Annotated in this window: 18 protein-coding genes; 2 read left to right on the top strand and 16 right to left on the bottom strand. The window is 54.8% G+C overall.

Annotated elements, in window-relative coordinates; genetic code table 11:
- Positions 1 to 36: 36 nt before the first annotated feature.
- Positions 37 to 2,367, bottom strand: a complete 2,331-nt coding sequence (locus RDV48_23015) for a carboxypeptidase regulatory-like domain-containing protein (protein MDQ7825690.1) — start codon at positions 2,365 to 2,367, stop codon at positions 37 to 39.
- Positions 2,368 to 2,527: 160 nt separating this feature from the next.
- A complete protein-coding gene (locus RDV48_23010) occupies positions 2,528 to 3,043 on the bottom strand; it encodes a hypothetical protein (GenBank protein MDQ7825689.1) in 516 nt (171 codons plus the stop codon).
- A 128-nt stretch (positions 3,044 to 3,171) separates the two neighbouring features.
- On the opposite strand from RDV48_23010, the gene pgl reads away from it, so the two are divergent.
- On the top strand, positions 3,172 to 3,876 hold the full coding sequence (gene pgl, locus RDV48_23005) for a 6-phosphogluconolactonase (GenBank protein MDQ7825688.1): 705 nt from the start codon (positions 3,172 to 3,174) through the stop codon (positions 3,874 to 3,876).
- 18 nt (positions 3,877 to 3,894) lie between these two features.
- Here the strand turns inward: pgl and RDV48_23000 are convergent, their stop codons facing one another.
- Genes RDV48_23000 through hypF form a run of 7 tightly spaced genes read right to left on the bottom strand, consistent with a single transcriptional unit; the run spans position 3,895 to position 11,895 of the window.
- On the bottom strand, positions 3,895 to 4,251 hold the full coding sequence (locus tag RDV48_23000) for a hypothetical protein (protein ID MDQ7825687.1): 357 nt from the start codon (positions 4,249 to 4,251) through the stop codon (positions 3,895 to 3,897).
- Positions 4,241 to 5,536: a serine/threonine-protein kinase gene (locus RDV48_22995; GenBank protein ID MDQ7825686.1), complete on the bottom strand. Its 1,296-nt coding sequence runs from the start codon at positions 5,534 to 5,536 to the stop codon at positions 4,241 to 4,243. The genes RDV48_23000 and RDV48_22995 overlap by 11 nt, the downstream gene beginning before the upstream one ends.
- A 10-nt stretch (positions 5,537 to 5,546) precedes the next feature.
- Entirely contained in the window at positions 5,547 to 7,187 is a 1,641-nt protein-coding gene (gene nagZ, locus RDV48_22990) for a beta-N-acetylhexosaminidase (GenBank protein MDQ7825685.1), read from the bottom strand.
- A gap of 11 nt (positions 7,188 to 7,198) precedes the next feature.
- Positions 7,199 to 8,209, bottom strand: coding sequence for a hydrogenase expression/formation protein HypE (hypE, locus tag RDV48_22985; GenBank protein ID MDQ7825684.1), 1,011 nt, complete (start codon positions 8,207 to 8,209; stop codon positions 7,199 to 7,201).
- Positions 8,206 to 9,306: a hydrogenase formation protein HypD gene (gene hypD / locus RDV48_22980; protein MDQ7825683.1), complete on the bottom strand. Its 1,101-nt coding sequence runs from the start codon at positions 9,304 to 9,306 to the stop codon at positions 8,206 to 8,208. The genes hypE and hypD overlap by 4 nt, the downstream gene beginning before the upstream one ends.
- Positions 9,296 to 9,517: a HypC/HybG/HupF family hydrogenase formation chaperone gene (locus RDV48_22975; GenBank protein ID MDQ7825682.1), complete on the bottom strand. Its 222-nt coding sequence runs from the start codon at positions 9,515 to 9,517 to the stop codon at positions 9,296 to 9,298. Before RDV48_22975 ends, hypD begins: the two co-directional genes overlap by 11 nt.
- Positions 9,517 to 11,895 (bottom strand): carbamoyltransferase HypF, encoded by a 2,379-nt coding sequence (gene hypF / locus RDV48_22970; GenBank protein ID MDQ7825681.1) that lies wholly within the window; start codon positions 11,893 to 11,895, stop codon positions 9,517 to 9,519. The genes RDV48_22975 and hypF overlap by 1 nt, the downstream gene beginning before the upstream one ends.
- A gap of 240 nt (positions 11,896 to 12,135) precedes the next feature.
- Here hypF and RDV48_22965 point away from each other — a divergent pair, with 240 nt between their 5' ends.
- Complete coding sequence (locus RDV48_22965; protein MDQ7825680.1) at positions 12,136 to 13,887, top strand: HD-GYP domain-containing protein; 1,752 nt, start codon at positions 12,136 to 12,138, stop codon at positions 13,885 to 13,887.
- 29 nt (positions 13,888 to 13,916) lie between these two features.
- Here the strand turns inward: RDV48_22965 and RDV48_22960 are convergent, their stop codons facing one another.
- The 7 genes from RDV48_22960 to RDV48_22930 all read right to left on the bottom strand — a co-directional run.
- Positions 13,917 to 14,585 (bottom strand): hypothetical protein, encoded by a 669-nt coding sequence (locus RDV48_22960; GenBank protein ID MDQ7825679.1) that lies wholly within the window; start codon positions 14,583 to 14,585, stop codon positions 13,917 to 13,919.
- A 348-nt stretch (positions 14,586 to 14,933) separates the two neighbouring features.
- The gene (locus tag RDV48_22955; protein ID MDQ7825678.1) at positions 14,934 to 15,644 is read right to left on the bottom strand and encodes a phage Gp37/Gp68 family protein; all 711 of its coding nucleotides are present in this window, start codon (positions 15,642 to 15,644) and stop codon (positions 14,934 to 14,936) included.
- A 4-nt stretch (positions 15,645 to 15,648) separates the two neighbouring features.
- Complete coding sequence (tcmP, locus tag RDV48_22950) at positions 15,649 to 16,524, bottom strand: three-Cys-motif partner protein TcmP (protein MDQ7825677.1); 876 nt, start codon at positions 16,522 to 16,524, stop codon at positions 15,649 to 15,651.
- Positions 16,525 to 16,594: 70 nt separating this feature from the next.
- Complete coding sequence (locus tag RDV48_22945) at positions 16,595 to 19,750, bottom strand: type I restriction endonuclease subunit R (protein ID MDQ7825676.1); 3,156 nt, start codon at positions 19,748 to 19,750, stop codon at positions 16,595 to 16,597.
- Positions 19,747 to 20,157, bottom strand: a complete 411-nt coding sequence (locus RDV48_22940; protein ID MDQ7825675.1) for a hypothetical protein — start codon at positions 20,155 to 20,157, stop codon at positions 19,747 to 19,749. Before RDV48_22940 ends, RDV48_22945 begins: the two co-directional genes overlap by 4 nt.
- Before the next feature lie 37 nt (positions 20,158 to 20,194).
- Positions 20,195 to 22,309 carry a DUF262 domain-containing protein gene (locus tag RDV48_22935; GenBank protein ID MDQ7825674.1) on the bottom strand — a complete coding sequence of 705 codons (2,115 nt, stop codon included), beginning with the start codon at positions 22,307 to 22,309 and terminating at the stop codon, positions 20,195 to 20,197.
- A partial coding sequence (locus RDV48_22930) for a restriction endonuclease subunit S (protein ID MDQ7825673.1) occupies positions 22,306 to 22,825 on the bottom strand: 520 nt, incomplete at its 5' end. The genes RDV48_22930 and RDV48_22935, both read right to left, overlap by 4 nt.

The raw sequence follows: 22,825 nt of genomic DNA, 5'->3' as shown, positions 1-22,825 counted from the left end.
CCCGGGGGTTCTTTCATACACCGGGTTTGAGTTCACTTAAGGTGTCAGGGTGCACTTCCATATATCTCCATTGGTATTGGCAAACCACCCTGTGGTGACCGAGGTAAAGAACACCACGCCTGCATCAACAGCAGGCCAGGTATTCGCTCCATCTACGGGAGTGTCCACTACGGTCCAGGTGTTCCCGCCGTCAGTGGTCCTTCCTATGAATCCACCAACTCCCACCACCCAGCCGTATTGAATATTCCCTTTGGGGAAATGGAGGCGGTAGATCCCCTTGCCGGTTCCGGGAGGAAAAGTCTGTTTGGCCCAGTTTTTACCACCATCAGTGGTATGGGCGATAACGGGCGTGGTGCCGCCTGGATTGCTCCCTCCAACCCAGCAGTTGGTACCGCTTGGGAAGCATAAGCTGAAAAAATGATCTCCGCTGGTATCTTTATATGATTCAGTCAACGTGTCTGCACCATCAGTAGTTCTGTATACCACTGCCACTCCGTCCTTGTTTCCCGCAATCCACCCGGTAGAAGTATCCTGGAAATAGATATCGTCTATGTTTATACCCCCATTATCTTTTGGAGTCCAGGTAACGCCTCCCGCCCCGCCGCTGCTGGCCCTGTAGAGCGCCTGGTGCCCCGCGGCAAAGCCATCGGTGGCATTAAAAAACTGCACCGCATAGGAAGTGACAATATTCGGCCCTCCCATGGAAACCCCATTATTCCCTCCATCTGTAGTACTGTAAACACCAAATGTGTCAAAAAGTGCAAATCCGTCCGAGCGATTCAGAAAAAAGACTGATCTCGATGTACCGGGAGTGGGTTTTTCAGTCCAAGTCGCCCCTGCATCAGTGGTAAATAAGATTTTACTTGCTCCTACAATCCACCCATAGTCTGCGTCAGTAAAAAATGCATTGTACATTGCAAAGCCATAGTTCCCTATGAATTTCCACGTAATGCCGGCGGGAACCGTGTCAACAGTGAAGCTCCTGGTGCCGCTCCCGCTCGCGGTGGTCACTTGAACATCTCCGGTGGCGGCGCCGTCGGGCACGTAGCATACAATGCTGGTGTCGCTCCATCCTCCCGTTTTTATTACCGCATCCTTGCCGTTGAAGAACGTCACCGTGCTGGTGTCCTGGATGGCGCCGAATGTGGTCCCCTTGATGGTGACCTCTGTTCCCGCATAGCCTGAAACCGGGTCGATGCTGGTAATCACGGGAATCATAGTCATTTCAAAGTCATGGGTGGCCGTCCCCCCTGTCGTGACATCCACCTTGCCGGAATAATCAGCATAGCCTGCCTTGGTGCCCGTGATATCCTGGCTGGCTCCAGCAGGAACATTCGCTATTGAATAGTTCCCGTTACCATTGGTAGTCCCCGTCTTGCCGCCTACGGTCACCGTGACTCCTTCAAGGCCATCACCGCCGGATTTCACATTGCCCTGCACGTTGCCTGTGCCCCCGCCGCCTCCTCCTCCGCCGCCTCCGGGCGACGTGGTGGGTGTCGGTGAAGAGGTAGGTGAAGTCGTCGGGGTGGGTGTGGGCGACGGGGTGGGAGTGACCGTCGAAGTGGGTGTGGGAGTGGGCGAAGTGGCATAGATGTTGTAATTCTGCACGACGCCGCCACCGGCAGGCGAATTTACGCTGAGAGCCGGGAACGAATAGCCTGACAGCGCGAAGGTGATGGTGTATTTTGTTCCCGGCGTGAGGCCATAGAATATGATCCTGCCGTTTGAAAAGGTCCCCGTGGCATTCCAGTCAATAGTGGGAGGTGTCCCATCGGTGAAGTAGCCGATCTTCACGCCGGTGGAAGGGGTAATGGTGGCCGCGATGCCTGAAGTGCCCTTGGAGGGGAGCGAAGCATCGACTATCACATAATCCTTGGTGGCATCATAAGGCGCGTCGGGCCCGGCGATCTGGTTCCACTGGGAGGTCTGCACTACGGTCTTATCAACATTGGAGGTGTCCGAGGTCACCGAGAGGTCGGTGACTTCCAGGGTGACATAGTCGGCCTTGGTGAACTTGAGGGTATAGGTCCCTGAGGGAATGCCGGTGAAGCGGTATGTGCCGTCGGCAGCAGTCGTGGTGGTGCTCACCGTCACCGTCTCTTTAGGAGCCCTCATGAAATCTTTCAGGAAGCCGCCGCTCTTCGTCTGGAAGAGGGTGCATGCGGCGCCCTGGACGGGAGCAGCGCTTATGGTGTCGCGGAGCGTGCCGGAGACCGCGTAGGTCTGGGCAGTCTCCCCTCCGCCGCCCCACCATGTGGTGGCGCCAGAGTCTCCCCCTCCCCCGCTGCACCCCGTGATGCCGGGAAGCAGAGAGATGAGAATAACGAGCAGTACCCCCGAGACGTTGAAACGTCTTGCTGCGGTCATTGCTGAGCTCCCTCTCTGTGGTGAAAAATCCCACGAAACTTGCCTGCATGAATTGTAATAAAAAATAATCTTATAGGCCATAAACAAATTGTTAAAAAATATCATGACCATCTCTAAGTACTAAGCGTGTGCCTGTCCAGGGCGTGAGGAGCCCTGCAGGTTACAGACCCCTGAGAGCCTCCGGCAGGTGCTCTCTCAGGTGGGGGTGCTCTTCGATAAGGCGGAGGATATCGGCAAGATCTTTCTGCCTCTTGCTCTTTCTTCTCTCCTCGTCAAGATATGCCCAGCTTTTTCCGCGCAGCAGATCCTCCATCGAGGCCACCTTCATCTCATAGCCAAGAACATTTCTGGTGACCGCGCTTTTAAGAAAATCCTGATACCTTTCGTCAGTCTGCAGTTGTATCCTCAGATCCGAGTGGGGGTGAGTAAGATTGATGCTATGAGGAAACCGCTCAATTCTGAAGGCTTTTTCGGCATTTTTCAGGAAGGAATCCAGGGTCTCCAGAACAGGAACGATATCAAGATCAAGGCTCACCACAGGCTCAGCATAAGCATTCACCGCAAGGCCTCCTATCACGCAGTAGTCTACTCCGGATTCGCTGAGAAGGGCAAGCAGGAACCCAATCACGTCAGATTTACCACCTGTGACTGAGTTGAGAAATTCCTTTCCAGTCATAGTTCCTCGCTTGAAAGTGCCTCATGCTAATTATAACAGAAGCCGGGTGACCTCTCAAGGGCCGGACTGGAGACTGGCTCTCCCTGAGAGCCTTTGACTTTCCCCGTGCGGCAGGATATAATTTTTCCATGGAGATCATGGTATTTCCCGACGAGGAGTTCCTTGCCCGCAAGGCTGCCGCCTTCATAGCCCGCGAGGCATGGGAATCTGTGGAAGCCAGGGGGTGGTTTACTCTCGCAGTGAGCGGCGGGAAAACGCCCTGGAAGATGCTCCGGCACCTTGCCGGGGAAGATCTCCCCTGGGAGAGCCTCTCAATAATTCAGGTCGATGAGCGCGTCGCACCTTCTGGAGGTCCAGACCGGAACCTCACCGGCCTTAAGGAATGCCTTCTCGGCCCCTCGCCGCTCCGCCCTGAGCAGATCCTGGCAATGCCCGTGGAACAGCAGGATATTGAATTGGCGGCCAGAGAATATGCAAGAGCTCTCCGCGGTATCGCGGGAACGCCGCCACAGCTTGACCTGGTCCACCTGGGCCTGGGCAGTGACGGCCACACGGCCTCGCTGGTGCCGGGCGACCCTGTCCTTGACGTGGCCGATAGAGATGTCGCCCTGACGGGGACCTACCAGGGAAGGATGAGAATGACCCTTACCTTTCCTCTCATCAACCGCGCAAGGCGCATCCTGTGGCTTGTGGCGGGAAGCGGGAAAGCCGATGCGCTCTCACGCCTGAAGAGCGGCGATGACTCGATCCCGGCAGGACGGATAGCCAGGGAGCAGGCTTTTATACTTGCTGACAGCGCCGCAGCGGGTTTTGCAGGCCTTCACGCTCACTGAACGCAGCGCCGCAGGGCTTCAGCCCTGTTCCTCGTCGTCATCTTCCCCGCCGCCGGTGTCTTCTTCCTCTTCCTGCTTGATGGAGGCGAGGAAAGTCTCGTCGAACTCGTTGATGATGTCCAGGATATTCAGGTAATGCATCCTCATCTCGCAGAGGAGATCCCAGAAATCCTCGCCTGTCGTGTCGTCCAGCAGCCTGGGGAGTATCCTGGTATAGAGGTTCTTGCAGGCCGTCATAATCTCGGCTATCCTGTAAGAGAGAGTCTCCTTGTTTTCGTCATTGACGCATTCCAGGGGCTTCATGCGGCTGTAGAGTATCTTCATGAGGGCCTGGGCCTGTTCAAGGTCGTCCTTGAGCATTGATTCACGGGACATTTTGTTTTCCCCCTTTCACGGTGTTCCTGCCGGCATTTTTCGCCAGCTTTCGGTAGGTGAGATACTTATAGGGCTCCATGGGGAGGTTCCTGTGCCAGGTGCCGCTGCACCCTATTTTGTAAGTGGCGACCACATACTCCCGCCCCCCCGTGAATTCCCTCTTCTCATCGAGGCGCACTATGGAATACGTGGCTTTCCCGGCCTTGGGGCAGAGGGGTAGGGAAGGAAGATCGAGAGGAATGAGCTCCTCCACGGTATCGGGGAATTCGCCGGTGCGGTCATAATGGCGCTCCAGGGCATCGGAGAGAGCTTTCATATTTTCAAAGCAGCCATAGAGCTTCTCATATTCGGATTTCACATACTGCCTGAAGAGAATGAGGCTCCCTCCCGCCACGAGGGCGATAATAGCCAGTATGAGCAAGGCAGCCCATGCATTTTTCATGAACGCCTTCTTCCCATGGCGGAGCGCGGCTCGCGCCTTCATGGCCTCATTGAGCAGGACAAGGTCGGCCTTAAGCTCCCCGGCTTCCTGGTACCTCAGGTCCTGTGAGAGCTGGGTGGCCTTGCAGATTATGGATTCCCAGGTGGGGCAGAGGCGGTGGTTGAGCTTGCATGCCGGGGGGAGGGTGAAAGGCGTCTCGACGGGATCGTGGCCCGTAAGGAACTGGTGGAGCGTGACACCCAGGGCAAAGATATCGGAGCGCGGGTCACTCAGGCCCCTGTACTGCTCAGGGGGTGCGTACCCCGGGGAGCCCATGCGGACGGTGTCCTCCCTGTCAGCCACCATGTGCCTCGCGATGGTGAAGTCTATGAAGAATACCTTGCCGTCATCGGTCAGGATCATGTTGGCAGGCTTGATGTCCCTTATCACCACCGGCACGGCCTGCGAGTGGAGGTAGCTGAGCACCGCTGTCATCTGGAGGGCAATGGAGAGGACCAGGTCCTCGCTGAGCTTCCCTCCGGTTTTCTTCGCGTATTTATCGAGGGGCGTCCCCTCGATATACTCTTCCACAATAAAGTGGCTTCCCTCTTCCTCGAAGAGATCATAGACCCTGGGCAGGCTGGGATGGCTGATATCCTTGAGTATGTTCGCCTCCTTGCAGAAGAGGCCGTATTCCCTCTCCTTGTCGTCTTCATTGAAGCACTTGAAGAGGAGCTCCTTGAGGACCACGGGAGCGCCTCCCGACCGGTTGTCATCGCAAAGGTACACCTGGACCTGCCCCCCCTTGCCCAGGATCTTCTTTACGGTGTACCGTGACTGGATGACATCTCCCTGCTTGAACAAAGCGCTCCTCTTAACGGTATGATAGTGAATGCCCCAGGGGGTAAAGCCCTGGGAGGCTCACGGGAAGCTTCCCGGTGGGGTTGAGTGATCCTTCAAGGACACGCGCCAGGGCATCCGTGGAGAGGTCGCCGTAATTATAGCAGTTGACGCAAGCTTTGACATCGGCAATGTCCATGAGCACATAGGGGCTGTTAAGAGAGGCCACTGCGAGCTTTTCCCTGTGGCGCAGAAGCGATGCGGCGATCTTCCTCTGGCCCTCGGGGAGCCTCCCGTTGCAGAAGGCCGTGTAGATGATTGCCGAGGCTTTTTCAGCGAGCACGGCGAGCTTTTCAGAGTCATGGGCCCCGGACTTCACGTCGAACTCAAGGGAGGTGACCCGGGGGGCGAATTTTTCAAGGTGACGGGCCAGGGTAGGCTTGATATGGGCCTCGCCAAGAGGCGAAGGGGGGAAGAGGGAAGGTGAAACCAGCAGGATGTCTTGCTTTGCCTTCTCCGTGAGAGGGAGCATTCCCCCCTCGTTTTTCACCAGGGTGATTGATGCTTCGGTGATGACTTTCATCGCCCCGTCGTTTTTCTCGTGGCTCACAGGGCTCTCCGAAGGCACGGGGTCCCCGGCCTTTCCCCTCAGCCTGAGGATGCGCCGGTAAGATGCAATAAAGGCTTCGCGGCTGAGCCTGCCGCTTTCAAGCGCCTTCACGATGGCTTCAAGGGCCTCGAGCTGCTCTTCACGGGATCCGCAGAGCATGGCTATATCGGCCCCCGTTTCCAGGGTCATGATGGCCGCCTCGGCATAGCCGAAGCCGTTCCGTATGGCATTCATCGCCATGGAGTCAGTGATTATGACACCCTCGTAATGAAGGGTCTCTCGCAGGAGCCCCGTGAGGATGGCCCGGGAGAGCGTTGCCGGGAGCCCCGAGGGATCAAGGGCAGGGAAGGTGATATGGGATGTCATCACCATATCCACGCCCTCGCGTATTACTGCGAGGAAAGGCACAAGCTCAGTCTCTTCGAGGCTCTCGCGGGATCGGTTTATGGCAGGCAGGGCGCTGTGGGTGTCTATTGACACGTCGCCATGGCCGGGGAAGTGCTTTGCCGACGCAATGATTCCCCCGTCCATGAGGCCCCTCGCGTAGGCCGCTCCAAGCTCCGCCACTGCCTGCGGCGACTCGCCGAAGGAGCGGGCGCCTATGATGGGGTTGAGGGGATTGCTGTTCACATCGACACAGGGAGCGAAGTTGGTGTTGATTCCCAGGCCCCTCAGGTCAAAGGCGCAGATCCGGCCCGACTCGTAAGCATACTCCTTTTTTCCCGCGGCGCCGAGGGCCATGTTCCCGCAGAGCGGCGTGATGGAGGGGAAGGAGAACCTTGACACGATGCCGCCCTCATGATCAACGCCTATGAGGAGGGGGACTTGAGCCCCCGCAGCCTCCTGGAAAGAGGCGGTAAGGGCGCGAAGCTGCTCAGCACCTGCGATGTTTTTGCCGAAGAGAATAATGCCTCCCCAGGGATTCTGGCGGTACTCCTCTCTGAAGCTCCCGTCAACTTCAGTGCCGGGGCGCTCTATCATGATGAGTCCTGCGGCGAGGGACCTGTCGTCAAGTTGAACGGGATCAGTGGCTTCTTTATGAGAGGGACTTTCAGCGGTGTTCATGGCATCTCCTTTCAGCATATCCGCGGGAGCTGCTCTCCTGCGAGCATATCAAGTATCCTGGTCCCCCCGATGGCGGTCTCAATCACCACGCGCCCGGGGTGATCTGCCGTCACCTCACCGATGACGGCGGCATCCTTTCCCTCGGGGAAGCTCTGAAGGGCCTCGAGGGCTTTCTGTGCCTCGGCACTGTCGATGATGACGAGGATCTTCCCTTCGTTGGCAAGGTAGAGGGGATCAAATCCCAGGAGGTCGCAAACGGCTTCGACGGAGGCTTTTATCGGGATGGCCGATTCCCTGAATTTAATGCCGAAGTGCATCCCTTCCACCAGCTCGTTGGCCGTGGTGGCAAGGCCTCCCCTGGTGGGGTCACGCATGAATCTTACGCCTTCGCATCCGGAGAGAAGGCCTGCTGTCATCCTGTGGAGGGGGGCGCAGTCACTTGTTATGGGAGATTCGAGCGCAAGGTCCTCGCGGGCAGAGAGGACGGCAACGCCGTGATCCCCCAGTGTCCCGCTTATGATCACGGCATCTCCCGCCTCGATGGCGCCTGTCGGCTGGTGCCCCCTCTTTATGCCTATCCCCGAGGTGGTGATAAAGAGGCCGTCGGCATGGCCTTTTTCCACGACCTTGGTGTCTCCCGTGACGACGGGCACCCCTGCATCAAGGGCAGTGCGTGCCAATGATTCCATAACCTTCCGGAGGACCGCCATGGAGAGACCTTCCTCCATGATGAGGGAGCATGAAAGATACAGGGGCTCTGCGCCGCATACGGCGAGGTCGTTGATGGTGCCGCAGACGGAGAGCTTCCCTATATCGCCGCCGGGAAAGACCAGGGGCGTCACGACAAAGCTGTCGGTGGTGAAGAAGAGCCTCCTGCCCTCTATCTCGAGGGAAGCTGCGTCATCGAGGGCCTCAATCACGGGATTCTGGAGAAGGGGCAGGAAGAGATCCTTCACCAGGCGGTGGGTGGCTATGCCCCCGCTCCCATGAGCCATCAGGATGTTCTCCTCCCTGGCGCTCATGGTGTTTCCTCCCCGCGGCGGTATTTATACCAGGCGGCGCATGTGCCTTCTGATGACACCATGCAGGCGCCTACGGGCTCTTCCGGCGTGCAGGCCCTGGCAAAGAGGGGGCATTCCCGGGGGGTTCTGAGGCCCCGCAGGATCATCCCGCAGAGGCACCCTTCCTTCTCGCGGGGCTCATCGATGCTTACGGGAAGCTTTTCCAGTGCATCAAAGTCCCTGTACTCCCCGGCAAGGGAGAGCCCCGAGGCCGGAATGTCGCCGATTCCCCTCCAGCGGGAGGGCCCTTCCCTGAAGACCTTTGCAATGAGAGCCATGGCTTTCCTGTTGCCCTCTTTCTTCACGACGCGGATATACTGGTTCTCCACCAGGGGGCTCCTGTGGCGGACCTGCCTCACCAGCATAAGAAGCGACTGCAGGATGTCGAGGGGCTCAAAACCTGACACCACGCAAGCAATCCCATGCTCTTCGGGGAGAAACTCGTAAAGGGAAGTTCCTGTGATGACGCTCAGGTGCCCCGGGAGGAGAAAGCCGTCGAGGCCTAGCTCTTCAGTGCTCACGAGGGCTTTCAAAGCCATGGGGATGGTCTTCATCGCCGTGATGACCAGGAGGTTCCCGATGCCGAGCTCGCGGGCTTCCTCAATCATGGAGGCGACAGTGGGTGCCGTCGTCTCAAAACCGATTGCAAGAAAAACAACGATACGGTCCTTCCGCGACTGTGCAAGCTGTATGGCATCCCGGGGGGAATAAAGGAAAGCCACCGAGGCTCCCTCTGCCTTTGCATGCATGAGGCTCGATTCCGATCCCGGCACGCGGGCCATATCTCCGAAGGTGGCAAGAATGCAGCCCTCTTTGCGGGAATAGGCAACAGCCCTGTCCACAGCCTCGTTGGGCGTCACGCAGACAGGGCACCCGGGGCCCGAGAGGAGTCTTATGGAGGAGGGGAGAAGGCCGGGGATTCCATAACGGTGAAGGGCCATAGTGTGAGTCCCGCAGACTTCCATGAAGGTCATAGGCTGCCCGGAGGACTCCCCGGCTATTTTTTCCGCCAGAGCCCGGGCCATATCATGGTTGCGGAACTCCTCTTTAAACCTCATAGCTCACGATGCTCTCCAGGAGCCTTATGGTCTCAAAGGCCTCTTCTTCGTTGATGCGCTCGATGGCATAGCCTGCATGGAGCAGCACATAGTCTCCCACCTGTACATTATCGAGGAGGCTCAGGCAGACTTCCTTCACCACGCCGCCGAACTCCACTTTCCCGTTTTTTCCTTCAATGCTTATCACTTTTGTGGGAATCGCAAGACACATTACCGACACCTCGCTTCTGCCACCATGGCCTGCCCCAGGGAAAGGCCGCCGTCGTTGGGTGGGATCCTTCCATGGAGCAATACTGTGAACCCCGACTCAAGCAGGAGCCCCTGGCACAGCTCCAGGAGCCGCATGTTCTGGAAAACTCCGCCGCTTAAAGCCACCAATGATGTTCCACCTGATCTCCTTATATTCCTGCAGACCGTTTCAACGATTCGAGCCATGGTGTTGTGGAATTTTTTAGCCATAATCGGGAGGGGAGTGTTCCTTTCAATCTCATGGACCATTGCCGTAAACATTTTTCCTGTGTCAATGATATATGGAAAGGGATTGCCCCGGGGCACGACGTCATAGTCGTACCATTCAGCAGTGCTGCCGGTGGCAGCCATCTGCAGCAGCACTGCCGCCTGGCCCTCGTAGGTGATCTCGCTCCTTATGCCCAGGAGGGCTCCTGCGGCATCAAAAAGCCTCCCGGCACTCGAGGTGAGGGGGCTCCCGAGGCCCCCTTCCAGCATCTTCCTGAGTATCGGCCACCTGCTATGGTCAATTGCTTTTACGAAGGGGATGGAGGCGCTCCAGAGATCCTCTCCCATTGCGTTGTAAAGCACGCTGAGGGCCATGCGCCAGGGCTCCTTGATGGCTTTCGTGCCGCCGGGAAGGGGGATGGGCTTGAAATAAGCAACGCGCTCATATTCTCTGTAAGACCCCAGCAGAAACTCGCCGCCCCAGAGGGTTCCGTCGTCGCCATAGCCCAGGCCGTCAAAAATGACGCCCATGGCTTTCTCATCAATACCGTTGTCTGCCAGGCAGCCCGCCAGATGGGCATGGTGGTGCTGCACCTGTACAACTTTCCCGCCGAACTTTTCGAGGGCATACTTCGTGGAGAGATACTCCGGGTGCATATCACATGCCACAACCTCAGGCTCAAGTGAAAAGAGCCTGCAGAAATGCGCGATACCTTTTTCAAAGGAATCCAGGGTCTCAAGGTTCTCCAGGTCGCCTATATGATGGGAGAGAAATGCGAGGCTCTCCCTTCCGAGGCAGAAGGTGCTTTTCAGCTCACCGCCGCAGGCGAGGAGAGGGCGCCTGAACACCAGGGGGACTATAAGAGGCTCAGGCACGGAGCCTCTTGATCGGCGCAGGGGAATTTCACGGTTCTCTAAGCTTACCACGACTGAATCATCGCAGCGCATGTAAATGTCCCTGTCATGGACGAGGAAGTAATCGGCAATCTCCCCGAGGCGCCTGAGAGCTTCTTCGTTCCTGTAACAGATGGGCTCGTCGCTCACGTTGCCGCTGGTCATCACGAGGAGAGGTGCCCCTTCATCAAAGAGAAGGTGATGGAGGGGAGTGTAGGGGAGCATGAAGCCCAGGGTGTCATAGCCAGGCGCCAGGGAAGGCGCAAGCTTTTCAGGGTGCTTCTTTTTCAGGAGCACGATGGGCCGCTTCTCCGAGGCAAGGAGGGTTTCCTCGTGAGCGCTCACCTCACAGTGGAGCCTTATGCTCTCCATGCCGGGGGCCATGAGGGCGAAGGGCTTGTCCTCCCTGTACTTCCTGCTGCGAAGCCTGTGAACCGAGTCCTCGCGGGAGGCGCTGCAGGCAAGGTGAAAGCCTCCCAGGCCCTTGACGGCCACGATGAAGCCCTCGGCCAGCAGTCTCACCGTCTCCCTGAGAGGATCCGCGACCGAAACCGGCTCGCTTTTCGCATCGAGAAGGGTAAGTGCAGGACCGCAGAGGCTGCATGCATTGGGCTCGGCATGGAATCGCCTTGATGAAGGATCGCCGTATTCTTTCCCGCACTCGGGGCACATGGGGAATCTTTTCATCGATGTCTTTTGCCTGTCGTATGGGCTTCCCTCAATGATGGTGAACCGCGGGCCGCAATCGGTGCAGTTTATGAAAGGATAGCGTGAGCGCCTGTCGCCGGGGTCCCGCAGCTCGGAAAGGCAGGAAGGGCAGGTGGCGATATCAGGGGAGATGAAGATGTCCTGACGCTGCAGGGCCATGCTCTCCCTTATGGTGAAGCCTTCAATGCCCTCGGGATCTCCGGGCAAGGCGGCAAGCTCCAGGATCCTGGACCGGGGAGGCGCTTTGAGGGGAAGCTCGCGCAGGAATCCCCCCAGCCGGCCTTTCGGTCCCTCCACCCATACCATGACGCCCTCGCTGTCGTTGAGCACATAGCCGCTCAGATTCCAGGCCCCGGCGAGGGAATAGACAAAGGGCCTGAATCCCACGCCCTGCACAATCCCCCTGATCCTGATCGAAAGGGCTGCCCAGTCCTGGGGCCGGCTTTCCTGTTCTGCCGGGTTCTCGTTCTGCGCAGGAGACTCATTGTGAGCCGTTGTCTGGCGACTCGCCGGGATTCTTTGCTGTGCCATATTTCATCTCTTAAGGCGGTTCTGAGTCCTGTTCTTATTCGACCCCTTTTCATGGGCCCCTCTTTCCCGGGCTTTGCTTTAATCCTTCACTTCTGCTATAATCTCATCGTCACCGCAAAACCCCCTGCAGAAAAGAGGGGCTGCCCGGGCTCCACGGGAGAATCGACGGGATTTGCCGTGGTGAGGGGTGAATCGCCCCGGCACGGAGTGAAAGGGCGGAACTTCAAGGAGCGTGGAAAAATGGGAATTCCTCTCACGGAGAGTTTTGAGCAGAAGTTCAACAGGGTCCTGAAAAAGATCAATACCTCGCAGAGCCATCTCAGGGAGACCTCTTTCGAGGTCCTGAGCCTCATCGTTGATGTTCTGGGCGCCGATAAGGCAGAGATTACCGTTTTCAACGAGGACTTCAATATCCGCACGATGCCCTTCAATGAGGAAAAAGCCGTGAAATTCCGCCTCAGGCACGGCTACAGCGAGGAGCAGTGGAAGCCCCTCGAGGAAATGGGAATCCTGCGGGAAGGAGCACGTTTCGCTCTGGAAAAGAAAGAGTCCCGGATGGTTTCCGATACGAGATCGGAGCAGGAGAGGCTGAAAGCTCTCTCGGAGTTCCTGGAGATAGGCTCATGGATGAATCATGTCCTGTGCAAGGACGGCACCGTGCTTGCGTATGTCCACCTCGGCAAGAGGGAGCATGGCTATTACACCGGCGAGCATCTCGAGAGGCTGGGATGCCTCTCTGAGCTGCTCGCCACGGCCATCAACGTCTCGATGGGCTTTGAAAGAAAATACAACAGGGTCCTCAAGCGGATCAACACTGCCCACTGCGACCTGAAAAAGACCTCCCTCGATATCCTGGATTTCATGATGGAGATATTTGACGCCGACATGGGAGAGATTTCCGTCTACAACGAGGAGTTTGACATTGCCGCGATGGAACTGACGGAAGAGGCGGCGGTGCGGTTCCGGCTGAAGCGCGGCTACCGGGAGGAGCAATGGAAGCGCCTTGAGGATTCAGGGGTGCTGATGGAGAGCACGCGCTTCTCACTGGAGAAAAAGGAATCGCGGGTTGTTCCCGATACGAGGAAAGAGGAGCCTGCCGCGAGGGCCCTCTCGGAATACCTGGAGAACGGGTCGTGGATGAACTACCTGCTGGTAAACGAGGACAGGGTGCTTGCCAATATCCACCTGGCAAAGAAGGAGCATGGCTATTACAGGCAGGACGACCTCGAGAGGCTGGGATACCTGAGCACCCTTTTTGCCACTGCCATCAATCTCTCTTCCCTCTGGGAGAGGGAACGGAAGATCCTGGTGAATTTCATTGAGTCGCTCAACAGGGCCCTGGAGTTAAGGGATGAATACACGGCGGGCCACGTGGAGAGGGTGCGCCTTTACTCCACGGGGCTTGCGAGGGCAATGGGCCTCCCGGAGGACGAAATCGAGGATGTCTCGATGGCAGCCGTGCTTCATGATATTGGAAAAATCGGTATCAGCGATAAAATATTGAAAAAGAAGAGAGGCCTTTCCTGGGACGAGCAGGAGCTCATTCGAAGGCATGTTCCCCTTACTGACGAGATTATCAAGAACCTTCACCATATGGACCGGGCACGGCTTTACGCGCGCTACCACCATGAGTCCTTTGATGGAAAGGGCTATGTCATGGGATTGAAGGGCGACGAGATCCCTGTCGGCTCAAAAATACTCTCCATAGCCGATGCCTTTGACGCCATGACGAGCGACAGGCCATACAGGAAAGCCTTCTTTGTGGAGGAGGCCCTAAGGATCCTGGGCGACCCGGAAATCCACCAGTGGGATGACAGGCTGGTGAGATTATTCGATGACTACGTGCACAGCAGGGAGTTTTTTGACCTCGCGGTGAAAGAGGGCCTCATAAAGTTTGACGAAGAGGGGCGCTATTACCGCCGCAAGGCTTCAACACTTCGATTCAGGAGCCTGTCAAAATTCTTCGTCTCTCTTCAGGCGCCCTCATATTGAAGCTGATGCCAGGTCAGTCTGCCGGGGGATTATTTGCTTTTCTGAGCCCCTGCGATATCCGAGTCCATTACCACGAACTCGTAGTCCTTGCCGGTGCCGAGGATATAATACGCTTTGTCAGGAGAAAGTATTGCCCTGCTTCCAAGAAAGCTGCCCACGGTGAAATTCTCCCCGGCGCACATCCAGACGTTGGCGGGCCATGAGCCGTACTGTCCGAGACAGATATTGTAAGTCCTGTACCCCACGGTCAGCATGCCGGTGAGGGCAAAATTCATTGATCCCGGGTAATAGGGGTTGCTCTGATCGGCATAGACGAGATTGGCATTGTGGGCGCTCACCCAGTCTTTGACCCAGTTGAGGGGACCCGAGGAGCCTTTTCTCCCGCATTTCACGTCAATAGTGAGAAAGCCGTCCTCAGGCGAAGTGGTGACGCCATCCCATGGCTGCCCTGACGTAATGTCGTATCCCGTCATTGAAAAAGTAATAGTGCTTTCTTCTGTAGTGAAGGTCACAATATTATCGTGAGAGTATGCACCGATCTCGGAGCTCAGGCCATTCGGGTTGCCCGTCTCGATTGGCGCACTGCTTCCCGTAAATGGAGTGGATGAGTCCCCGCCTGAGGAGCCTGAACAACCGTCAAGCATAAGGGGCACCGCCAGAAGCAGCAGGATCAGAAGCCATGATGATTTCTTTGTCATTGTTCCCTCCTGAAGTGTGTGCTTTAGGTTACAGAGTCAATAATGTGGAGCTTCTTGAAAGATTTTTGTCAGAAATCTTCGGTAACTCTTCTTAGGATATTTGATTACAAGCATTGAGATTAAATATAGTATAATGTGCTGCAACCCGTTTGTCAAGAAAGATTCGCATCCATGCGGCAGGCTTCGAATAAACCGGAGCCAGAAACGCCTTTATGCCGGACGCTCATTGTAAAACTCTGCAGAGTGAGCCCAGGGGCATTCTCCCGGCAAACAGAGATTGTCTGTATTCCGTTACACCTGCAGCGACAATCTCAAATGTTTGCTTAAGAGGAGAATAGCCCCTGGGCTCTAACTGGCTGGCATTTCGTCCCAGGTGCGGCCTTCAAGGAGCCGCCCGTTTTTTTTCTTGTTCATTCCGCCCCACTGTTTAAAGAAGAAGGGCACTTCTGCGCCTGTGCACTGGTCCCGAATGTTTATGACCCAGGAAGGCTCCATCGGCCGTGCATGAGGGCCGGACTCTCCACCCGCTATGACCCAGTCGATTCCGCCAAGATGGAGTTCTTTAAGAGGCCCAAGCAGAGGCTCCAGTGAAAGAAACTTCAAATGAGCCCCTGTGGTTACCAAATCGTCAAGTCGGAACTGATAGTTTTCATTTTCCATGCTCACTCCCATCCATATATGAGGCATCCAAGGGATCCTGCTGCTCATCTTCTTCAGGCGATCAGAGCGCTTAGTGAGAATCTGGAAGCGGTGCCAGGGGGTGTGTGCCATAATGCCGAAGATTCTGAGAATGAAATCATCGGGAACTGCTTCATGAAAAAGATCGCTCATGGAATTCACAAAAATCATCTGTGGCTTTTTCCATTGGAGCGGTAATTCAGCACAGTGGTCATGGACCTGCACCTCAAATCCCCGTGAATAATTCTTTTGCCCCATAGCCTTAAGCCTTTTCGCCATGCGCTCCGCATAGCAATTCCGGCAACCCGGACTGATCTTGCTGCACCCAGTAATGGGATTCCACGTAGCTTCGGTCCATTCTATCGACGATTGCAATGCCATATGCTCACCTCTTGAGAATATAATTCGCAATTTTCAAAGCAACTTTAGCTCCTTTTTCATTTCCTGCAGCGAAGCAGAGAATATAAAGAGGAGTATTATTGGAATTACAGAGGATAAGAGGGTTCTCTGCAACTCCCGAAAATATCGATTTCAGCTTTTTCAATAGAAATTGCTTAAGGGCTTCACAATCGGCAGTTTTTACAATATAGTCTTCATTTCCAAACAGGCCTAATTGCCTGATATTATCATAGAAATGATTGAACCAATTATTATCGCCAAATATTGTATTGAGATTGTTCAGTCCTTTCTCATCAATTTTCCCGTCACGCCTTAGGTGCCGCATTACACCACCTGCCGGGAAGAGATACCACATATCAATTTTCTTTGTCTGTGCTATATGTGATATGGTCTCCCACTTCACTTCCATCCCAAAAGGATCGAGAAAAAGGACAGCTCTGTCATAGCTGCCCATAGCAGTGCACCATTTCTCAAGATAAAGATTCGCATCTTCAATTACTATCTGAATATCTCGTTCCGGGTGCTCATCTTTTAAAGCTTCCAGTTCTTTTGCCTTGGATTTGCTCTTCTCGATAAAAATATAGTGTGAAAACGGGATTATGATTTTAAGTGCTTTCTTTGCAGAGCCATCAAGAAAGCGCTGGGTGTCATCTTCTCCAAGCTCGGGAAATAAAAGGTCATCCTTGTGAGCCGATTTTTTAACAGTGCGGTATCCGGTACCCGCAAACGCATCGATATAATAAGTAATGAAAGGCTGGTTTTTGAGTGCCTTCGTATATTCCTGGAGATACTTTTGGACTTTGAGCAATTTCTCTTCTGTCCAATCTCCGCCGAATGAATGAGATTTTGAAGACCTTTCCATTTTTGATACTTTCCTTCTTGTCCCCTAAAATTTTACCCAATATTCAGAGTGGCTTCTTATTTCCACATCTTTACGCTGCGGCATATAAGCTACGACCCGCGCCATAGTAGGAGTCATAGACGTGCTGGAAAACGGCCGTCGTCTTTAGCTCGAACAATTCCGGCGTGTAGGCTCTCGGCAAGCCCTGGTCCAGCACCTTCTCAATGGTGACCCGCACTTCAGCCCGGGCCTGCTGCCGCTTCCGCCAGTCAAGAACCAGCTTGCCTGTCTTGAGGGTGGCAAGCAGCTCCTTTGCGGTTGATTTTACTTTCTCCCTGTCCGCATCGCTCATTTCAATCTCTGGCTTGGTCAAGATATCAAAGAGGGCGAGCTCTTCTTCATTCAACTGTTCGCTCAGGCCCCGCTTCTCTTCTTCATTCAGGCTCTGGGCAAAGGCCAGAAGCTGCTTGAAGAACTCCTCGGCATTTAGGCTCCCCGCATTGTAGGCTTCGATCATCTCCTGGAAGCGCTCCAGATAATTCATGCGCGTGCGGTTGAGCCTCACCATGGCCATTACTTTCTGAGCCACCGTCCCCTTGAGCTTCTCATTGATTGTGCGCTGGTGGCCCGTTTGGAACTTCTCGGCAAGCTTTTCAAAGTCAATCCTGCTCAAGTCAATCCAGTGCTCGTCGCCATAAGGAGGGGTTGCCTCCCTGATTACATAACCCTCTGTGGCAATAGAGCGGTCGAGCAGTGCCTCCACCTGCTGCATGATCAGAGAGATATCTGCCGGTGGTGTCAATGCCCTGATTTTACAGGCGATTACCTCCACGGGTATCACCTCGGCTGAGAATACCTGAGCAGCCTGGTCTGGCAGCACCGCCTTATAGAGCCGCTGTATGGTGTTTGCCAAGTCAAGAAAGCGGCGCTTGACTTCTTCGGAAGCCACCAGTGCCTCTACAGCATCATCGAGCAGGCCGACACGGGCAAATCCCTCGGCGGCTTGGATGGCTTCCAGGCTTACTCCCTGTTCCTGACAAAAATCCCGGGTTTCTTCCAGCGCCTTACGCAGTGCAGACACAAGAGCGGCTTTGTCCTCCACCGGCTTGTCGCCTCCACCACCAGCGCCATAGATGGCCAATGCCCGTTCTATATTTCGGAATACTCCCGCATAGTCAACGATCAGACCGCTCACCTTGCCGGGATAAACCCGGTTGGCCCGGGCAATGGTCTGCATCAGTGTATGGTTGCGCATCGGTTTGTCGAGGTAGAGGGTCGAGCAGCTCGGCACATCAAAGCCGGTCATCCACATGGCGCAGACAAAGACCAGCCGGAAGGGATCCTCGGGATTCTTGAACTTCGTTTCCAGGTCTTCCTCAACCATTCTCTTACGATGCGGGCGAATGTCCAGACCCTTATCGGCCATATCTGCGATCTCATTCTGTCCCTGTGAGACAACCACCGCCATGTCGGTTTCTTTCATTCGTGCAATGCGCTGTTCGAGCTCCTGGCGGGCCTCGCAGTCTGCACCAGCAAGCTCTACCTGCAATGCCGAAATCTTCTCACCCCAGCACTTCTTTACTTTGTCGTACATCCGGATGGCCGTCGCTTTGTCAATGCAGATCATCATAGCCTTTCCCTGAAATCCCCGCCCTGTGAAATGTGTCACCAGGTCCTTCGCCACTGCCTCCAGGCGGTCGTCGCGGGTGATCAGGTGATACTCGCGAGCGAACTCTCGCTCCAGCTTCTTTTCCTGTTCCTCGTCCAGCTCAGCCTCTTCCAGCAGCCGCTCCATGTCCTCGTTGAGGCTTTCGTTTATTAACTGCAGCTCCGGGATGCGGTTCTCATAGTAGAGTGGCACCGTCGCGCCATCAACCACCGACTGCTGAAAGTCATAGACGCTGATATAGTCGCCAAAGACCTGCCGGGTTTTTTCCTCACCCACGATCAGGGGTGTGCCCGTAAAAGCGAGAAACGCAGCGTTGGGAAGGGCGGTGCGCATATTCAGCGCCAGCGTGTCATACTGGCTGCGATGAGCTTCATCGGTGATGACGATGATATCGCTCCGCAGAGAGAGCACCGGGTGAGCCTCGCCTTTCTCTGTGCGGAACTTGTGGATTAGTGTAAATATATAGCGGTGATCTTCTGTGAGCAACTGCCGCAGATGTTTACTGCTTTCTGCCTGGGCGCGGCCCTCGGTCACCACTCCTGCAGAAGCAAAATTTTTGTAGATCTGCCCATCCAGCTCCTGTCTGTCGGTAACTATCACAAAAGTCCAGTTGCCCGGCACTTTGCGCAGCACCTTCTGGGCGAAGAATATCATCGAAACGCTCTTGCCGCTCCCCTGGGTATGCCAGAACACACCGAGCTTGCCCGCCCGCTGCTGTATGTCAGCCAGGGCCTCCAATGCGTTATTGACGCCCAGATACTGGTGGTTCTTGGCCGTCAGCTTGATCAGCCCGCCGGGAACTTCCTGAAATAGAGTGAAGTTCTCCACAAGGTCCAGCAGCCGTGCGGGGGTGCATATGCCACGCAGCATTGTTTCCAATGATATCCTTCCCGTTTCGCCCTCACTGCCCACCTTCTTCCAGTCAGCAAAGTGCTCCCAGCCGGCGGTCACACTCCCCACGCGGCTCTGGCTGCCGTTAGAGAGAATGATAAGGGCATTGGGCCAGAAAAGCTGAGGCACGGTGTCTTTATAGTCGCGCAGATTGCCGGTGAATGCGGTCTCCAGGCGGCGATGTACGGCCTTGAGCTCAATGAGCAGAAGAGGCAGACCGTTGACAAAGCCTACCAGGTCAGCCCGGCGGGTGTGCATCTCGCCTGTGACCCAGAACTGCGAGCAGAGCAAAAAGTCATTGTTGGCCGGGTCATCCCAATCAATAATCCTCACCACTGTCACCGTCTCGCCATCACCTTCAGGATCCGGCACAGTGACCCGGATGCCGTTTTTAAGCAGGTGGTAGAGCTCACGATTGGCAGCCACTGCGCTCATTCGTGAACGGTCGCGGGTCAATTCTTCAATAGCCTGGGCTATGGCTGCAGGTGGCGCCTCTGGATTCAGCCTCATCAGGGCTGGGCGCAGGCGGGAGGTGAGGATGAACTCGGCCCGGTTCTCCCGTTCCAGTGTACTTGCTCCGTGATCAAACTCGTGATAGGCGCTAATAGTCTCCCATCCAAGCTCCGCCAGCAAGGCGATGGCCGGTTGCTCGACCAGGATATCTTCGGTGTAGCCGGTGGGGGTCATGGTTCATTCTCCTTCGCTGAAGCTTCGAGAGCCCTGCGCCCCTCCATGGTAATTCGGTACCGTTGCTTCGAGCTTCTGGGTTTCGAAGGGATGGTTCGTTCCAAGTAATTCTGAGAGAGAAGGGGTTCAATATAGTGCTTGCGGAAGTGTTCCCTGTCAATGATTCCCGCTGCTTCCTGCAGCTCTTCCCGCGTCTTTTCTCCCGATAGAGCGGCATTGAGTACAGCCAGAACTTGCGGGGTACTTGCGGGGTACTTGCGGGGTTCCTGCGGGGTACTTGCGGGGTGGGCCGCAGTGTTGGCAAAGGCCACAAGCTCGCGGGCAAAGGAAGAGGAAAGGACTTCCTTATACTCCAGCAGCACGCCTTCGCCTTCCTGGAGCAGAATTTCGAGATCGCTGGTTTTCATTATCCGGCCTCTTTCGTGATTACAATTGATGTAGGAGTCATTGCCCACCCCCATTCCCCATCTGCCGTTCGAATGACTGGCGCACCAGCCCCATGATGTATGGCAATTCCTCGAGTGAGGCGAACCCCACTTCCACATCACCGTTGCCCCAACGACGCATGCCGGAAACGTTCCTGCACAGATTTCGCGGATCAGTAATATCAGCAAACGGCATGTTCAACGTAAGTATCAACCGCTTGGCCTGAGAAACCACATCGACAAAGTTGGTCTCGGCCTTATAAGCCACGTAGCACTTGAGAAACTCTTCACTGACTACGGGATCCATTGCTATTACTTCCTTGCGAAATGCATCGAAAAGCTTTTGTCCTACACCACTGAGAAGGTGCGGATGATCCTCTATTGAATAGCCCAAGGTCTTCTCCTTGCTGGGCCGGTATGCTGCAAGAACATCGGCGGCCAGTTGCGGAGCACGCCAGACTGCCACTGCCTTTTCGCTAAGGCATTGAGCGCGGTTACTGATGGCTTCTTTATTCCACTTTTCAAGCTGACCAAGTCCTTGATTCAATCTAAGAGGGCTTTCCTTGAAGCCGCCAGGCATATCGCGCTTCTCTATAAAGCTGCGGTCACTATATTCCGAATTATAACCTGTCAGGGTAAGGTTCCCGAGGGTATGAAGCTTTGTTTCTCTGATATGTTCCCACTCTTCCCCCAGAGCTTCCTTCCATGCTTTGGACAATTTTTCGTTCTGAGGCAGTATATGCTCAATGGTATATTCGTCAACCTCTAAGCGCTCTTTGCGTCCGTGGTTCTCCAATCGCCTCAGCCAATAGCTGCGGCTTCTGAAATTGTAAAGATCGCGCAACTGTAATTCCCGTTTGAACTCCTCATCATTTGGAAAGCGCCGATAGGAGGGAAGTAAAAGCAGGTGAGCCTGGATACTTTCCAGATAGCTATCCTTCTTGAGAATCTTAGTGAAGGTCGCAAATGTCTTATTGTGTGAGTTTGGAGGAATTGAGCAGATAGCCCTGCGGAAGACATACGCCTCGACAAGGCGCACTGCTGCAAGAAAATCCTGCTTTGATAAAATGTTCCCCGCATAATCATGATATAGCTCCAAAAGAAATGGATAAGCAACATCCACCTTCAGCTCACGCAAGTCATGGAATGCGAGATTAAGATCGCGATCTTGCTCGCTCCCCAAGGCCATAACACAAAAATAGCGTGAAAACTCTCGAATATCGGCCACTAATGATTCTACTCCTGCCTCCACTACGTTGGGGGACCGGGCATGAGTCTTGAAGGCGTCGTACACTGCGTCCAAGTTGGGAATATCGCCGGTCTTTACCGTCAAATAATGACGCATAAAACTATCAAAGTGAGTGCTGTAGCCTTCTTGCCCGAAATCTCGCTCCATAGGTCGCCAGAAGTTCTCATAGAGTCGGGTCTGTAATGCCGGTTCTAATCCCATCAGAATGAAGTTACGAATTAAATCGGCCTGGGTCAGTTCCCGACCGGTAGAGTTCATGCTTTCAAAGATCAACTGGGGATTGTCCTGATCCCGGCTCAGCGCAATATCGACCACTACTAGTTTGGCGATACCTTTACACAGCGTGGCAAACTCACCCTTGCAGCCTGCAATCCATGATTCAAAGAGCCCATAGTTTTCAACGATGCGCAGGGAATGTTCTTTGGGTTGCTCGTTACCGGCGACTGCCGCAATGAGCGAGTCTTTATCTGTCTGGGAGAGTATGAGCTTGTAATGCCGCTCGCCTTCTTCCTCAGGATTTATGAGATAGTAATTACGCAGCTTCCGGGGCGAAAATCCGTCCACCGGCTCTCGGTTTCCTTCGTGAAGATTCTCCAGCGCTTTGGCTAATGCGGCAATCAGGAGCGCCATCGTGGTAAGTCGCTGCTGACCATCAATGACCAGAAGAGGGGATTGGCTCGTCACCTGATATATCCCCTTCTCAATGTAGACAATGGAGCCGACGAAATGGGCTGACACATTTTCACTGCTGCCGGTACGGATAATATCATCCCAGAGCTGTCGGCACTCCCTCTCTGTCCACGAATAGGTACGCTGGTAGATGGGAATGACAAACTGCGGCGATTTTTTGATGAAATCCAGAAACTTGGCTTCAGTGGCTTTCATCTTTCAGCCTCCTCGGGAACGGTGATGTCCAACTCCGACACGTCCACCTCGCCGGAGATGAGTTTGGGCAAAAGTAGGTCGCGGGTGCAGCGGAGGAGTGTGTTTTTCTTTAAGATATTTAGAATCAATTCCATTCCTGGTTGAATAAACTGCGAGAACTGAACAACAACCTCATTGCTCGGTTTTACAACAAGCATTCGTCTAAAGGTATCGACGACGATTGTGTCGAACGTCGCGCCACCTGTGTTCTTCTTCAGATAATCAATCTGCTCCCTCGTCGCAAAAAAGAGATAGGGTTGGCTTATTCCTTGCTTTCCGCGAAGTGCGTAACACGATTGATTCATCGCCATGTCCATAGAGGGCATTATGATTTTCCCAACCGTTCCTCTGGCAGTAATGAATACTGTATCTTTGGGATAAAGTTTACTGTTGCATTTCCTCAAGCCAAGCTCGGTAATCGCTTCGGAACTTGTCAATAGTTTTGGGACAAATTCCCGAATGAATTTAGGCACCTCC

The sequence above is a fragment of the Candidatus Eremiobacterota bacterium genome (assembly GCA_031082125.1).
Lineage (GTDB): Bacteria > Vulcanimicrobiota > CADAWZ01 > CADAWZ01 > Ess09-12 > Ess09-12.
The sequence above is the reverse complement of the archived record's forward strand: the minus strand, read 5'-3'. Positions and strand labels throughout refer to the sequence as shown.